The organism is Nostoc sp. (genome assembly GCF_036919495.1).
Classification (GTDB): Bacteria; Cyanobacteriota; Cyanobacteriia; order Cyanobacteriales; family Nostocaceae; genus Nostoc.
The window spans coordinates 1-14,758 of record NZ_JBALBZ010000147.1 but is presented as its reverse complement, the minus strand read 5'-3'; the positions used below and the strand labels follow the sequence as shown (position 1 = coordinate 14,758).

Below are 14,758 nucleotides of genomic sequence, written 5' to 3'. Positions count from 1 at the left end.
GCATAAAATTTTGTCCAAAATCCAATTATTCTTTAATTGATGATTTTTGCTGAGAGAAACTTGCTAACTCGGTTGCTAAAGTCTCTTCTAATACATCTATAATTACGTGCGGATCGGTAGGGGACTTCATCATTTCAGCCTCCAGGTCAGAGCGATTTTTGACATTAGGAATATCCTGGCGTAATTCCTCAACCAAAGCGATGAGTTTAGCGATTTTCTGCTCAGAGAGCAGGTTGAGTTGAAGACTAAGCTGCGCCCGTTGCTCTGCTAACTTTTCTTGTCGCTCTTGTTTAATCAATACCCCTGTTGTCACCAACAATGAACCCGTAGTCAGTGAAAATTGTAACCAAGAAAATGGAAGAGGATCAAATCTTGGTATACCCAAACGTCGTGGTAAGACATTGGGTGTTATCCACAGAATAATCCCAAGCAGGATGCTATACAGGAATGCAGGACGACCAAAAAAAGCAGTTACCGTTTCTACAACCCTCTGGTGTTGTGGTACGTCTTTTTCAGAACGTCTGTGCAATGCGATGATAGTCTCGATATTTTTACTAATAGATTCCGGTAATGGGACAGTGGGCAGAAGGTTTTGACGATGTGTTTCGCACGATACTTGCGGTGAATCTTTTGGATTTGGTTTATCTTGGGAAAGCATTGGTAGTCTGACTTGATGAATGATTACTTCAATTTACTAACTCAATTTAAACCGCAATTCGATTGTTATATGCTTGATTAATCAATCGAGTATTATCGCGTTGCCGTATATGTTCGGTTTTTTGAATATATTCCTGATTTAAGAATTAGGGAAGGGATTTCCAACAAATAAATTATTTAATCTTCTGGGGTCAAAAGAGGCAGGGGAGCAGGGGGCAAGGGGGAAAACACCAGACGAGCTTGTACTCCGCTCCAGTAAGAGCGCCCTTTATGGCGGGGCTTCATACCCATGTTCCGCTCCGCTCCACGGCTCCAGGTCAGGGCTTGCTCCCCAAGCTTTGAGCGCCCTGCCCCTGCGCTTCTGGGGTGAGTGCCCACCCCACAACAAGTAGTTGAGTATTTTTTTATTTGTCAGTTCCTTATTCAAAACCCTTACCCAAAGTATCTTTCGGACATTTATGACGGCTAAAAATTTTAATGCAGTGTGAAACTTCTGAATCTAGATTTTATAAGGTTTTGAGCAATATTGTGATAAATCCGGGTAACAGTTCATCTGTGGTTACTCAATTTGAGGTATAATCTTAAGCCTGCCAATAAATGACGATGCTTGCTGACAGGAGATGCTTCTATGGCCCGGATGTACTATGACGAAGATGCCAATTTAGACCTTTTGGCTGGAAAAACTATTGCTATTATCGGCTATGGTTCTCAAGGTCATGCCCACGCTCTCAATCTCAAAGATAGTGGTTTGAATGTGATTGTGGGATTATATCCGGGTAGTAAGTCAGTAGAAAAAGCTGAAGCAGCTGGGTTAACTGTGAAAAATGTTGCAGATGCTGCCAATGCTGCTGACTTTATCATGATTTTGTTACCTGATGAAGTTCAAAAAACGATTTACAAAAACGAGATTGAACCAAATCTCGAAGAAGGGAATGTGTTAGCCTTTGCCCACGGCTTCAATATTCACTTTGGGCAAGTTGTACCACCAGCTAACGTAGATGTGGTGATGGTAGCACCAAAAGGGCCAGGGCATTTAGTACGACGCACTTATGAAGGTGGTGAAGGCGTACCAGCGCTGTTTGCAGTTTATCAAGATGCCAGTGGTCAGGCACGCGATCGCGCCATGTCTTATGCTAAAGGTATCGGTGGTACTCGCGCTGGTGTTCTCGAAACGACTTTCCGCGAAGAAACCGAAACAGATTTATTTGGCGAACAAGCAGTATTGTGCGGTGGTTTGAGTGCTTTAATCAAAGCTGGATTTGAAACATTGGTAGAAGCTGGTTATCAACCAGAATTAGCTTATTTTGAATGTCTGCATGAAGTCAAGCTGATTGTTGATTTGGTTGTAGAAGGCGGTTTAGCTAAAATGCGCGACAGCATTTCTAACACTGCTGAATATGGCGATTATACCCGTGGGCCGAGGATTGTGACTGAACAAACCAAAGCTGAAATGCAGAAGATTCTCAGCGAAATTCAATCTGGACAATTTGCACGAGAATTCGTTCTAGAAAATCAATCTGGTAAACCAGGATTTACCGCCATGCGTCGCAAAGAAGCTGAACACAAAATTGAGGAAGTTGGTAAAGATTTACGCGCTATGTTTAGCTGGTTGAAAAAGGCTTAAGCAAAACAAGGATCTGAATGTAGAGACGTTGCAATGTAACGTCTCTAGAATTGTTATTTATGATGCATCTATCTATGCATTATTAAACATCATTTGCTTTGAGTTTTCAGATAATCTGCAATGTAATCCCCGTAGCGATCGCGTAACATTTGTTCCCGAAATTTGAATCCTAATGTTTTCCCTCGACAGGATAAAGATTTGCACAAGCACCGGGAGACAGCAATTGATTCATATTCAGTGGTTTCGTAGTCCCAGGTAATTTCCTCACCTGCTTCGATATCGCCCAAAGCAACGAAGTCATATCCCCCAAACTGATTGTTCCTTACACCAGTATTTGGATCGCAAGAATGGTTAGTGAGGATAGCAGGCTCATCTAGGTGGACATGTAAATTAAAATCCATCTGAACTGAATAAATAGTTCGTTCGGGAACTGCTTCAATTTGAATACCCACCACGACGGTTTCCCCTGGGGCAAATTTTTTTTTAGCGAACACTCCTCGTCCTTTTGCTGTTTCCTGAATCGTGAGATGATTGCTATATATAATGTTCATGAGTTGTTAACTCAAAATATGATGTTCATGAATTGTTAACTCAAAAATTACCACCCCATTGTTCCAGGGCTACCTTTAAATGGCCCGACAATATCAGCAGTAATCCATCCCCCGTAAAAATCACCAGGTTGAGACATAACTAGCTCATCATTTACATAGCAAGCATCCATTAAACTAGGGTAAAAAGCATAGTATTCTTGAATCGTTACAAAATTAGGTGTGGGTTCAATATATCGCCAAGCAGCGTTATTTATATACTTTTCACCGATGCTTATATCATAATATTGACACTTGCCTTTCCATTCACACCAAGTTTTTTTAGGTGTTTCAATCAGATATTCTAGTTTAATGTCTTCAGAAGGAAGGTAATAAACAGGAGGATGGCTAGTTTCTAAGACTCTTTTAGCTTTAGTTGTTTCTGCTAAAACAACACCATTACAAATTATCCGAATTGATTTGTTGCTATCTTCTAAACGAGCCGGACGAGGATAATCCCAAACTGATTCTTGACCGGATTCTGGTACTATTGGATTTGGCCTCATTCTCAGTAATCTCCTTTGAAATCTTGAGCAATTCTAAAACCAGCATGTTGATAAAAGTAGGGACGAAACCAGTTACGATAAGTTGGTAATGCCATTGAACCATTAGTAGCCCAAGAACCGCCAAGCATCATCTGATGTTTATCATCAAAAAAGGGTGCTGCTTGATCTTTGTAAAGTGGATGAGGTTCAAATCCTGGTAGGGCGTTGAATGTGTCCCCTAACCATTCCCAGACGTTTCCTCTAAGATCGTAAAGCCCAGAAGCACTTTTAGCTGGTTTGAACATCCCCACTGGGCTGGGGGAAATGAATTGTAAGTTGAGATTATAGTTACTTGATAAGTGCTTATCCTCAGAGGTAAGTAAGGCTTGATTCCATTCGGCTTCAGTCATTAAACGAATTTCTGAGCCTTGAGAACGACAAAATGCGATCGCTTCGTAGTAATTTACTTCTACAGGCCAGTCTAAGGGTAAGTCTATTTCGTCGAATGTGGCCCGATAGCGATAACCATCCTGGAAGGGTATCCAGAATTTGGGATGTTGGACGTTGTAGAGTTGCTTCCAATCCCAAGATTCAGCATTCCAGTAATCGGGATTATTGTAACCACCAGCTTGAACAAATTTCAGATATTCGCCATTAGTGATAAGATATTGACTAGCTAAAAACGGTTTCACTTCAACAGTGCGATCGCCATATTCGCTATCCCAACCATAAGTAAGATCATCCTTGGGTTTTCCTAATTTCACTACACCACCAGGAACCCGGCGCATTTCATTGTTGGGAATATTACCCTTACTAGGTGCGTAATTCCACCCTTGGGGACATTTTAAGCGATCGCTAGGCAATTGACGCACCAGCATCGACGAAGTTTCAAAGTGAATCCGACTATGTTCTATTCCCATCAGCAAAGCCCAGAAGGGATGCTGTTGATGAATCGGGAGATTCAGGGGAGTCTTTTGAATAACTTTTGTAATTGCCTCTCGTGCCTTGTCTCGATATTGCCAAACTTTTTCTACATCAGGCCAGCTAATCCCTTGCATAGCTGCGTCGAGTTCTGTTGGTGTTTGGGGATCAACTCCGATTTCAAACAGGGTTTCGTATTGTGAATTAATTCCAGTTTTGATTAAATCAACGCCAACTAACTTATTGATGAAAAAAACAGCTGAGTGACCAAGATAAAAAATTATCCGGTTTCTTAAAGGATCGGGATTAAGATAAAAAGTTTCTTCTCCGACCAAACTTTTCATGAGTGTTTCTTCAAGTTCCCAAGAATTCTCAAAATAATTGAGCAGGCTTTGTGGACTGCAATTTTTGAGTGTGGGCACTTGAGTTGATGTCAGTTTATTTATCGTTGGAACTAAAGCCATGATATTTTTGACAGAACATTCATCAGACAAATTACATAAACTACGACTTATTACAAAACAGTTTTGTTAATTACGTTTTGTCTTGTGTCGTTATGATCAGACAATTTACCAAATTTGTAAATAGATAAAAGCTGTAGTTAAAATTACTCTAATTACGTCTTGTCAAAATAATATAAATAATGTATGAACTTTGAAAAAGTATAGGTGAGGTTAAAACACTTATTAACTGTCTTATTGCTATCAAGTTAAGATTGCAACTAATTTAGAGAAGCATACGGCGATGCCTTCACAGTAGGCATCGCGGATTTTAGATTTAATCTAATCTAAAATCCCAAATCGAGTTACCGATTCACCGCCGCAGCTTCCCTTGCTGCTGCTGCTTGATCTGGGTGGATACCCAAGCGAGTGAGATTAATCCGACCTTTGTTATCAATTTCGCGCACTTTGATAATCACTTCATCACCCACCGCTACTTCATCCTCAACTTTGCCAACGCGGTAGTCAGCTAGTTGTGAGATGTGGATCATCCCTTCTTTTCCAGGCAGAAATTCCACAAATGCACCTATCGGTATAATCCGAGTGATGCGTCCTGCGTAGACATCCCCTTCGTGTAACTTGCGGGTCATGCCTTGGATGATGTTTCTGGCTCTCTTGGCCTTGTTCTCATCCACAGCAGAAATTGTCACGGTGCCATCATCTTCGATGTCAATTTTTGCACCAGTTTCCTCTGTAATCCCCTTAATAGTCTTGCCTCCAGGCCCAATTACCAGACCAATCATGTCTGAATCAATCTTGATTGTTAACAGACGTGGGGCATAAGGTGAGGTTTCAATCCGTGGCGTGTCAATGCAGGCAAGCATTTTCTCCAGAATGTGCAACCGGGCTGCTTTAGCTTGGTGAACCGCTTGGGAAATAACCTCCAATGACAAACCGGAGATTTTCATATCCATTTGCAGGGCGGTAATTCCGGTATCTGTACCAGCAACTTTGAAGTCCATGTCACCTAAAAAGTCTTCAATGCCCTGAATATCGGTGAGGATTCGCACTTCATCCCCATCCTTAATCAAACCCATTGCTGCGCCACTGACGGGTTTGATAATTGGTACACCAGCATCCATCAAAGCTAGGGTGGAACCGCACACTGAACCCATTGAGGTGGAACCGTTAGAGGAAAGTACTTCCGATACGATGCGAATCACGTAGGGAAATTGTTCTTTTGACGGTAGCACAGGGAGGAGCGCTCGTTCTGCTAATGCGCCGTGACCAATTTCGCGCCTTCCTGGGGCCCGCATTGGCTTGGTTTCCCCGACTGAGAAAGGTGGGAAGTTGTAATGATGCAGATAACGCTTGTGCTGATCTAGCTGCATGTCATCGTTAAGGTTTTGAGCATCCCCAGGTGTACCCAGAGTACAAGTGGATAATACCTGAGTTAGTTCCCGGTTAAATAAACCGCTACCGTGGACTCGCTTTGGTAAGACATCAACTAAACAAGAAACGGGACGCACTTGATCGAGTTTACGACCATCAACGCGGACGTTATCTTCAATAATTTGTCGCCGCATGAAGTGTTTGGTAATATCTTTAAAAGTGTTACCAAGTGCCTTCTTATTTGCAGTTGCGGCAACTCGAATGGGATCTTCTTCTGGCAGTTCGGTAATCGTCGCGGCAATTTCATCCTTGACGACATCTAAGGCTGCATCGCGTTGGGGTTTGGTGAAACTAAATTGAGAGAGGATTTTCTTAATCTGACCGTTAGCGCGATCGCGGATATAATTTTCCAGAGTCTGGTCTACTTCTGGTGGTGCTTCTTGCACTATTACCAAACCCAGTTCTGCAATTAAATCTTGCTGCGCTTTAATTAAGTCCCGTACTGCTTCATAACCAAAGTCAATCGCCTCGATAATATCTCGCTCTGGCAACTGATTGGCTCCCGCCTCCACCATGATTACACCATGTGGTGAACCTGCTACTACCAGATCCAAGTCTCCAGCTTCAGTTTCTGCATAAGTGGGGTTAATAATGAAATCATCTCCCACTAAACCAACCCGCACTGCTGCCATTGGCCCATTAAAAGGAATTTGGGCAATCAGGGTAGCGATTGAAGCGCCTGTAACTGCTAACACATCGGGTGGAACTAACTCGTCCATCGACAGCGTTAAGGCAATAATTTGCAGGTCATCCCGTAGCCATGAAGGGAACAGGGGACGCATGGGGCGGTCTATAAGACGGCTAGTGAGAATTGTTTTTTCTGGTGGACGACCTTCTCGGCGCATGATCCCTCCGGGAATCCTACCAGCGGCATATAGCCTTTCTTCGTAATCTACAGTTAGGGGAAGAAAATCAATGCCTTCTCTGGCTTGCGATCGCGTAGCCGTCACTAAAACGGATGTGTCCCCTGATTCTATCAAAACCGACCCACCAGCCTGGGGAGCTAGTAGGCCTACTTTCAGTCGAATATCCCTTCCATCGAAGGATATTGACTTATCAACTTCTGCCATTCAGTTTTTTTTCCTTCTCTTTCGCTATTCTCTTTCTGTGGCAATCCTAACATTTATGCACTATGACTGACTTCTAGTACATACAAAGATAGATAAGTAGTTCAACCCAAAGCACGATACATCATCAGCGCGTCTACCATTTGTTCATTCCCTAGCTTCGCCGCACGCGGAATGCGCCCAATGATCTCAAATCCTAACGACTGCCAAAGTGTAATTGAAGGTATATTAGTTTCAAAGACCAAATTGAACATTACTGCTTCATAGCCAAGGTTTGCTGCTATTAAGAGCATCGCTTCTCCCATGAACCGCCCGATTCCCTGACCACGTAACCCAGGTTGTACAATAAAACCAGCGTTGCAAATATGGCAACACCGACCGGGGAAGTTTGGTTTTAAATAAAACGCCCCTAATATTTCTTTTGGTTTGTGTGTAGCATCCTGAACAGATGTCCTGACAACAAAGGCATCTTTACTCAACCAGTAAGCTAAAAATTCTGCCTGAGATAGAGGTTCCTTTTGGGGATAAGTTTTACCCTCAATCAATAAAACATTGAGTAATGCTCTTACAACCTCCTGTTCTTGAGGATGCATATAATCTAGCTCAACTATTATCCCATTGTTTAAAACTTTAATTAGGGGAAAAATCATTATTAATAATATTAATTTGAGATAAATTAATATAATTGTAACTTTTAACGAAAAAATCTTCTTAAGAAGATACAAAAAGTAGAATAATTGCGGTTTTGATTCTTGAAGTTTGGGAAATCTGAGTAGTTAGAAAATGGCGATTTTACACTGTAATTGGTTACTAAAAAATCAAAATGGTTGTTTATTTATTTGGGGAGAAACTTGGCGATCGCCACGAGTGAATTTCGAGCCTAATGGTTCTGGAGATATACCACTACATCCATTGGCGATGACATCAGTTGAGTTGAATGAGTGGTTGCGTTCTCAGAACATGGCGATTACCAACTTCATCCAGCAACCCCAAGTTGCAATGCTTGCGGCAAGCAAAGCCATTGCTACGACTGGACGAACGCGCAAAGCCGCCACTAGCACTGAGATCAGTTTACCAACGTATTCGCAAATCATTGCCTTACCAACTTATATTCCAGAAGGCAGTAACGAAGAAACAACAGCGATTTTTCCTGTACATTCTGCCAGTTTGGGAATAGACACAAACTCTCCGCAATATTTGCAACCGTGGCGAGTTGAAGGTTTTTGTCTCAACCCCAGCGAAGCAGTAAAATTTCTTGCTGCTGTTCCCTTAAATGCTGCTAACGGAGAAGATGCCTTTTTAGGAGGAGATTTACGTTTTTGGTCGCAAGTTGCCCGATGGAGTTTAGATTTAATCTCACGGTGTAAGTTTTTACCAACAATTGATCGACAAGCAGATGGTGCATTTGCCCCTAAATGGCAAGTACTTCTAGACAGCGCTGTAGATGGAACTCGCTTAGAAAAATTTTCTGCGAACATGCCGTTGGTTTGTCGGACTTATCAAGAGGGAGTGGGGGGAGATGAGGGAGTAGGGGGAGTAGGGGGAGTAAGATCCTCCTCATCCCCTCATATAGCAGTAAACTTCCCTACCGAACCTCAAGAATTGTTGCTGGGATTTCTTAACAGTACGATAGATGCCCAAGTGCGAGGAATGGTGGGTTCTCAGCCTCCAATGGAAGCTAAGGCGATGGCATCTTTACCAGGTGGGGTGCGACAGTGGTTGCAAGCCTTAACTAGTGCATCTGGTACAGCTAATGCAGATGCAATTGAAGTGGAACGGTTGGAAGCGGCACTGAAAGCTTGGACTATGCCGCTCCAATATCAATTAACTCTTAAAACTCTATTTCGTACCTGTTTTCAACTGCGTTCTCCAGAGTCTGGCGAAACAGATTGGACATTGGGGTATTTTCTGCAAGCGGCTGACCATCCTGAGTTTTTGGTGGATGCGGAAACTATTTGGAACAATCCAGTTGAGCGATTGGTTTATGAAAATCGGACAATTGAGCAACCACAGGAAACATTTTTGCGAGGTTTGGGGCTAGCTTCCCGATTATATCCAGCGATCGCATCCAGTTTTGAAACCGAATATCCCCAATTTTCTCGGATCACCCCCATTCAAGCTTATGAGTTTATCAAAGCTGTAGCTTGGAGATTAGAAGACAGTGGTTTAGGAGTAATTTTGCCTCCCAGTTTAGCGAACCGTGAAGGATGGGCGAACCGTTTGGGTTTAAAAATTACTGCCGAAACCCCAAAGAAAAAGCAGGGACGTTTAGGGTTGCAGAGTCTACTGAATTTCCAATGGCAATTGGCAATTGGCGGACAAACTATTTCTAAAACTGAGTTTGATAAACTTGTGGCTTTAAATAGTCCGCTAGTAGAAATTAACGGCGAGTGGGTGGAATTGCGGCCTCAAGACATTAAGACAGCCCAAACTTTTTTTACCACTCGCAAAGACCAAATGGCGCTTTCCTTGGAAGATGCCTTGCGTTTCAGTACAGGGGATACCCAGGTAATTGAAAAATTACCAGTGGTTAGCTTTGAGGCATCTGGGGCGTTGCAAGAGTTAATTGGGGCGCTAAACAATAATCAAGCGATCGCACTTTTACCGACACCAGAAGGCTTTAAAGGACAGTTGCGACCTTATCAAGAACGAGGTGCTGCTTGGCTATCCTTCTTGGAACGTTGGGGCTTAGGCGCGTGTCTCGCCGACGATATGGGACTCGGTAAAACCGTGCAGTTCATCGCTTTTTTGCTACATCTTAAAGAACAGGACGCACTAGAAAATCCAACACTATTAGTTTGTCCAACTTCTGTTTTAGGCAACTGGGAAAGGGAAGTAAATAAATTTGCACCAAGTCTGAAAATTTTGCAATATCACGGTGACAAACGCCCAAAAGGAAAAGCATTTTTAGAAGCAGTGAAAAAGCACGATTTAATCGTTACCAGCTACTCACTGCTTCATCGAGATATCAAGTCATTGCAAAGTGTCTCTTGGCAGATAATTGTTTTAGACGAAGCCCAGAATGTGAAAAACCCAGAGGCGAAGCAGTCAAAAGCAGTTCGGGAATTAGAAGCGACATTTCGTATTGCATTAACGGGGACACCAGTAGAAAATAGACTACAAGAACTATGGTCTATTTTAGATTTTCTCAATCCTGGCTATTTAGGCAATAAGCAATTTTTCCAGCGTCGGTTTGCCATGCCAATTGAAAAGTATGGTGATACGGCTTCTTTGACTCAATTACGTTCATTAGTACAACCATTTATACTGCGGCGATTGAAAAGCGATCGCGACATTATTCAAGACTTACCAGATAAGCAAGAAATGACCGTATTTTGCGGTCTAACTGGTGAACAAGCTGCACTTTATCAAAAAGTTGTAGAACAATCTTTAGTAGAGATAGAATCTGCTGAAGGATTACAACGTCGGGGGATGATTTTAGCTTTGTTAATTAAACTCAAACAAATCTGCAATCACCCAGCCCAATATTTGAAAGAAGCGACATTAGAGCAACATAATTCAGCCAAACTTCTGCGGCTAGAAGAAATGTTAGAAGAAGTTTTAGCAGAAGGCGATAGAGCTTTAATCTTTACACAATTTGCTGAGTGGGGTAAGTTACTTAAACCCTATTTAGAAAAACAGCTTGGGCGAGAAGTATTCTTTTTATATGGCAGCACCAGCAAAAAACAACGAGAGGAAATGATCGACCGTTTCCAACACGATCCTCAAGGGCCACCGATTATGATTCTCTCTCTGAAAGCGGGTGGAGTAGGACTGAATTTAACACGAGCCAATCATGTATTTCACTTTGATAGATGGTGGAATCCAGCCGTAGAAAATCAAGCCACAGATAGAGTATTTCGGATTGGTCAAACCCGGAATGTGCAAGTACATAAATTTGTTTGCACAGGCACTTTAGAAGAAAAAATTCATGACATGATTGAAAGTAAAAAACAACTAGCTGAACAAGTTGTAGGTGCTGGTGAAGAGTGGTTGACTGAAATGGATACAGACCAACTTCGCAACTTATTACTACTCGATCGCAGTACAGTAATTGATGATGATGCAGAATAATTTCGTAGTCAGGACTTTAGTTTTTGATTTTAGTAAAGCACTCACTACAAACCCAATACAATCCAGATAAGACAAAAACACTTGTAGAGACGGCGATTTATCACGTCTCGAAAACCCACAATTTTGTGAAATTAGAACCGTATTGACTATAAACCCATCAAAATTAGCGCGGTACATTACTAAATTTTTGAATTAATTATGACTAATTACACATTACAAGCTAGTCGAGAATGGTGGTCACAACAATGGCTAGATTTGCTAGATTCCTATCGCTTTAAAAAACGTTTAGAACGTGCGAGAAATTATGCTCGTCAAGGAAATGTTCTGAGCATCGAATTTAAAGGTGCAAAAGTATTGGCTAGAGTGCAAGGTAGTGAAATTGAACCTTATAAAGTTTCCCTTTCCCTTGAACCTTTTACCGATGAACAGTGGGGTTATGTAATTGAAAGCATGTCCCAAAAGGCAATTTTTGCTGCCAAATTACTAGCAGGAGAAATGCCACAAAATATAGAAGAAGTGTTCACAGCTAATGGTCTTTCGATATTTCCATTTACCCTTGCTGATGTCCAGAGTAAATGTTCTTGTCCTGATAAAGCAAATCCCTGTAAACACATTGGTGCGCTGTACTATCAGTTAGGCGATCGCTTCAGTGAAGACCCCTTTGTACTATTTCAATTGCGGGGACGCACTAAAGAGCAAATTATTAGCGATTTACGCCACTTGCGTAGCGCCAAGATTAAACCTGATACCACAGAAACGCCCGATATTCAACAGTCAATTCCTAATAACAAATATTTGGTAAAAATTGATTATTTCTGGCAATATAATGAGCCATTAGAGTCATCATTAGTAGTGATTGCGCCTTCCACTAATGAGATGGTATTAGATGTATTAGGAGCAATCCCCCTAGCAAAGGAAGAGGAAAATACAGTAAATTCAACTTCGAGTGATGTGGTAATGAAGTATTTGAATACAGTTTACAGAGATGTGAGCCAGAAGGCTTTTTTAACAGCAATGAATGTGGGAGGAAGTTGATATTAATTCGTAATTCGTAATTATTTTTCGTGAGATTGTTGTAATTTTAATTTCAGACCCAAGTGCTGTAGGACAAAGAGCCATCTGCAAAGATAAAATTCTCAAAGCCTGTTGTGGAGAGTGTAATCACATTTTTATTGTTATCGAAGCTAATGTTAGCTCGGTTTAGGGCATTGCCCGAAATTACACCAGAAAAAGTGAGTTCAGAGCGATTGAAAGCACTGAGGTCTAAGGTGTCAAAACCTTTTCCACCATCCACAGTCCCATTACCAAACCCTTTGAAGTAGTCATTTCCAGTGCCTAGATCAATATCGATACCGCCACCAATAGTAACTTTTTGTTGAACTTCATTGATGGTACTGGTGGATGTAATTTTGTCATTGCCATCCCATCACCAGTTCTTACCGATAATACCATCAGCCCCTTTACCGCCAGTGCCATTGCCTTTAATGGTGTCCTTTCCTGAGCCTGTAAAAATGAAACCTCCAGTTAAAATATCAATCCCGATTGCTGGAATTCAAAGTGTTGCTAGCTAATCTCGTAAAGCATTACTTGGTCAGCTCGATTTTTGGCGACTGTGATTGTTGCAACCTCCAGAATGTTTTATTGTCCAAACTCAAGCCTAGCCTCTTCTACCAAATCTGCTGTCACAATCTCTTGTCCTGCTTCACGAGCTAGCTGTTCAATTCTGGCTTTAGCTTGAGAACGGACAAAAAAGGGAATATTTTGTAACTTTTCCTTAGCTTCAGATGTCCATCGCAAAGCATCAATAAAATTAGAGTCACTCATAGTATTAATTCCTTTGGTAAGTCGCTCACTTTAATCAATAGATGACTAATTTTCCTATAAAAAAGCCCTTGCTTTTATGCAAGAGCCTCTAAATTATTTAGTTGTCAGTGATGAAATAAACTTTACAACCTAATCTAGGTCGTCCATAAACATCACTGGCTCAGTATCACGGTTGATTCCTTTCTCAAAACCACCAGCAGCAGCCCGTGCGCGACCAGCGTGCCACAAGTGACCAACTAGGAAGAAAAATCCTAGTACGAAGTGAGAAGTTGACAACCAAGCGCGAGGAGATACGTAGTTGAAGGAGTTAATTTCGGTAGCCACACCACCCACGGAGTTCAGAGAACCCAGAGGAGCATGGGTCATGTATTCAGCAGCGCGACGAGCTTGCCAAGGCTGAATATCGTTCTTGATTTTTTCCAAATCAAGACCATTAGGGCCACGTAGAGGCTCCAGCCAAGGGCCACGGAAATCCCAGAAGCGCATGGTTTCACCACCGAAGATGATTTCACCAGTTGGAGAGCGCATCAGGTATTTACCTAGACCTGTGGGGCCTTGGGCAGAACCAACGTTAGCACCCAAGCGTTGGTCACGAATCAAGAAGGTCAAAGCCTGGGCTTGAGAAGCTTCTGGGCCAGTAGGGCCGTAAAATTCGCTGGGGTAAACGGTGTTGTTAAACCAAACAAAGATTGAGGCAATAAAGCCCATCAACGAGAGAGCGCCCAAGCTGTAGGAGAGGTAAGCCTCACCAGACCAGATGGATGCACGACGTGACCAAGCAAAAGGCTTGGTAAGAATGTGGAAAATACCACCAGAAATTAAGATAAAGGCAATCCAGATGTGACCACCAACCACATCTTCTAAGTTATCGACGCTGACAATCCAGCCTTCACCACCAAAGGGAGACTTGATTACATAACCGAAGATAACCGCTGGGTTCAATGTCGGATTGGTAATAATCCGAACATCACCACCGCCTGGTGCCCAGGTGTCATACAATCCACCAAAGAACATTGCCTTTGCTACCAACAGCAATGCACCAAATCCCAAAATAATCAGGTGGAATCCGATGATGTTGGTCATCTTGTTCTTGTCTTTCCAGTCGTAACCAAAAAAAGAAGAGTATTCTTCTAAGGTTTCTGGGCCACGAACGGCATGATAGATACCGCCAAAGCCAAGGACGGCTGAGGAAATTAAATGGAGTACACCGACAACAAAGTAGGGGAAGGTGTCGATAACTTCACCACCAGCACCAACACCCCAGCCCTGACTGGCGAGGTGAGGTAACAGGATCAAGCCCTGTTCGTACATGGGTTTTTCAGGAACAAAGTGAGCGACTTCAAACAAAGTCATCGCTCCTGCCCAGAATACAATCAAGCCAGCATGGGCAACGTGAGCGCCCAGGAGTTTGCCAGATAGATTGATTAAACGCGCGTTACCAGACCACCAGGCAAAGCCAGTAGATTCTTGGTCGCGTCCAGTGCCGCCTAATATATTTGGTCTATTAGAGAGCGTTACCACGTGGTAATACCTCCTCAGGGAATACAAATTGTTCGTGGGGTTGATCTTGAGGAGCCATCCAAGCGCGGATACCCTCGTTCAGCAAAATGTTTTTGGTATAGAAGGT

Annotated in this window: 13 protein-coding genes and 1 pseudogene; 4 read left to right on the top strand and 10 right to left on the bottom strand. The window is 42.4% G+C overall.

What is annotated here, in order from left to right:
- Positions 1-25: 25 nt before the first annotated feature.
- The gene (locus tag V7K25_RS20750) at positions 26-658 is read right to left on the bottom strand and encodes a DUF1003 domain-containing protein (RefSeq protein ID WP_335155741.1); all 633 of its coding nucleotides are present in this window, start codon (positions 656-658) and stop codon (positions 26-28) included.
- A 627-nt stretch (positions 659-1,285) separates the two neighbouring features.
- Between V7K25_RS20750 and ilvC the strand changes: the two genes are divergently transcribed.
- Entirely contained in the window at positions 1,286-2,281 is a 996-nt protein-coding gene (gene ilvC / locus V7K25_RS20745) for a ketol-acid reductoisomerase (protein WP_335155743.1), read from the top strand.
- Between the two features lie 89 nt (positions 2,282-2,370).
- On the opposite strand, the gene V7K25_RS20740 is transcribed toward ilvC, so the two are convergent.
- From V7K25_RS20740 to V7K25_RS20720, 5 genes are all read right to left on the bottom strand, one after another.
- Positions 2,371-2,832: an SET domain-containing protein gene (locus V7K25_RS20740; protein WP_335155745.1), complete on the bottom strand. Its 462-nt coding sequence runs from the start codon at positions 2,830-2,832 to the stop codon at positions 2,371-2,373.
- Between the two features lie 47 nt (positions 2,833-2,879).
- Positions 2,880-3,374 carry a DUF427 domain-containing protein gene (locus V7K25_RS20735; protein WP_335155747.1) on the bottom strand — a complete coding sequence of 165 codons (495 nt, stop codon included), beginning with the start codon at positions 3,372-3,374 and terminating at the stop codon, positions 2,880-2,882.
- A gap of 2 nt (positions 3,375-3,376) precedes the next feature.
- A complete protein-coding gene (gene ovoA / locus V7K25_RS20730; protein ID WP_335155749.1) occupies positions 3,377-4,738 on the bottom strand; it encodes a 5-histidylcysteine sulfoxide synthase in 1,362 nt (453 codons plus the stop codon).
- Between the two features lie 341 nt (positions 4,739-5,079).
- Positions 5,080-7,236, bottom strand: a complete 2,157-nt coding sequence (locus V7K25_RS20725) for a polyribonucleotide nucleotidyltransferase (protein WP_335155751.1) — start codon at positions 7,234-7,236, stop codon at positions 5,080-5,082.
- A gap of 101 nt (positions 7,237-7,337) precedes the next feature.
- On the bottom strand, positions 7,338-7,883 hold the full coding sequence (locus V7K25_RS20720) for a GNAT family N-acetyltransferase (RefSeq protein WP_335155753.1): 546 nt from the start codon (positions 7,881-7,883) through the stop codon (positions 7,338-7,340).
- Between the two features lie 133 nt (positions 7,884-8,016).
- On the opposite strand from V7K25_RS20720, the gene V7K25_RS20715 reads away from it, so the two are divergent.
- Both V7K25_RS20715 and V7K25_RS20710 read left to right on the top strand, forming a co-directional pair.
- Complete coding sequence (locus tag V7K25_RS20715) at positions 8,017-11,307, top strand: DEAD/DEAH box helicase (RefSeq protein ID WP_335155755.1); 3,291 nt, start codon at positions 8,017-8,019, stop codon at positions 11,305-11,307.
- Positions 11,308-11,505: 198 nt separating this feature from the next.
- Positions 11,506-12,342, top strand: a complete 837-nt coding sequence (locus V7K25_RS20710) for an SWIM zinc finger family protein (RefSeq protein WP_335155757.1) — start codon at positions 11,506-11,508, stop codon at positions 12,340-12,342.
- 52 nt (positions 12,343-12,394) lie between these two features.
- Here the strand turns inward: V7K25_RS20710 and V7K25_RS20705 are convergent, their stop codons facing one another.
- Positions 12,395-12,601, bottom strand: coding sequence for a hypothetical protein (locus V7K25_RS20705; RefSeq protein WP_335155759.1), 207 nt, complete (start codon positions 12,599-12,601; stop codon positions 12,395-12,397).
- 78 nt (positions 12,602-12,679) lie between these two features.
- Between V7K25_RS20705 and V7K25_RS20700 the strand changes: the two genes are divergently transcribed.
- Positions 12,680-12,808, top strand: coding sequence for a hypothetical protein (locus V7K25_RS20700; protein WP_335155761.1), 129 nt, complete (start codon positions 12,680-12,682; stop codon positions 12,806-12,808).
- Positions 12,809-12,945: 137 nt separating this feature from the next.
- Here the strand turns inward: V7K25_RS20700 and V7K25_RS20695 are convergent, their stop codons facing one another.
- From V7K25_RS20695 to V7K25_RS20685, 3 genes and pseudogenes are all read right to left on the bottom strand, one after another.
- The gene (locus V7K25_RS20695; protein WP_335155763.1) at positions 12,946-13,131 is read right to left on the bottom strand and encodes a PCP reductase family protein; all 186 of its coding nucleotides are present in this window, start codon (positions 13,129-13,131) and stop codon (positions 12,946-12,948) included.
- Positions 13,132-13,260: 129 nt separating this feature from the next.
- Positions 13,261-14,652 (bottom strand): photosystem II reaction center protein CP43, encoded by a 1,392-nt coding sequence (gene psbC / locus V7K25_RS20690; RefSeq protein ID WP_335155765.1) that lies wholly within the window; start codon positions 14,650-14,652, stop codon positions 13,261-13,263.
- Positions 14,636-14,758 (bottom strand): annotated as a pseudogene (locus V7K25_RS20685) (photosystem II D2 protein (photosystem q(a) protein)); the annotation flags it as partial. The pseudogene V7K25_RS20685 and the gene psbC, both read right to left, overlap by 17 nt.

Excerpts from the sequence above, each read along its gene's own strand:
- V7K25_RS20750 (WP_335155741.1), bottom strand. The coding sequence starts at position 658 with ATGCTTTCCCAAGATAAACCAAATCCAAAAGATTCACCGCAAGTATCG.
- ilvC (WP_335155743.1), top strand. The coding sequence starts at position 1,286 with ATGGCCCGGATGTACTATGACGAAGATGCCAATTTAGACCTTTTGGCT.
- V7K25_RS20740 (WP_335155745.1), bottom strand. The coding sequence starts at position 2,832 with ATGAACATTATATATAGCAATCATCTCACGATTCAGGAAACAGCAAAA.
- V7K25_RS20735 (WP_335155747.1), bottom strand. The coding sequence starts at position 3,374 with ATGAGGCCAAATCCAATAGTACCAGAATCCGGTCAAGAATCAGTTTGG.
- ovoA (WP_335155749.1), bottom strand. The coding sequence starts at position 4,738 with ATGGCTTTAGTTCCAACGATAAATAAACTGACATCAACTCAAGTGCCC.
- V7K25_RS20725 (WP_335155751.1), bottom strand. The coding sequence starts at position 7,236 with ATGGCAGAAGTTGATAAGTCAATATCCTTCGATGGAAGGGATATTCGA.
- V7K25_RS20720 (WP_335155753.1), bottom strand. The coding sequence starts at position 7,883 with ATGATTTTTCCCCTAATTAAAGTTTTAAACAATGGGATAATAGTTGAG.
- V7K25_RS20715 (WP_335155755.1), top strand. The coding sequence starts at position 8,017 with ATGGCGATTTTACACTGTAATTGGTTACTAAAAAATCAAAATGGTTGT.
- V7K25_RS20710 (WP_335155757.1), top strand. The coding sequence starts at position 11,506 with ATGACTAATTACACATTACAAGCTAGTCGAGAATGGTGGTCACAACAA.
- V7K25_RS20695 (WP_335155763.1), bottom strand. The coding sequence starts at position 13,131 with ATGAGTGACTCTAATTTTATTGATGCTTTGCGATGGACATCTGAAGCT.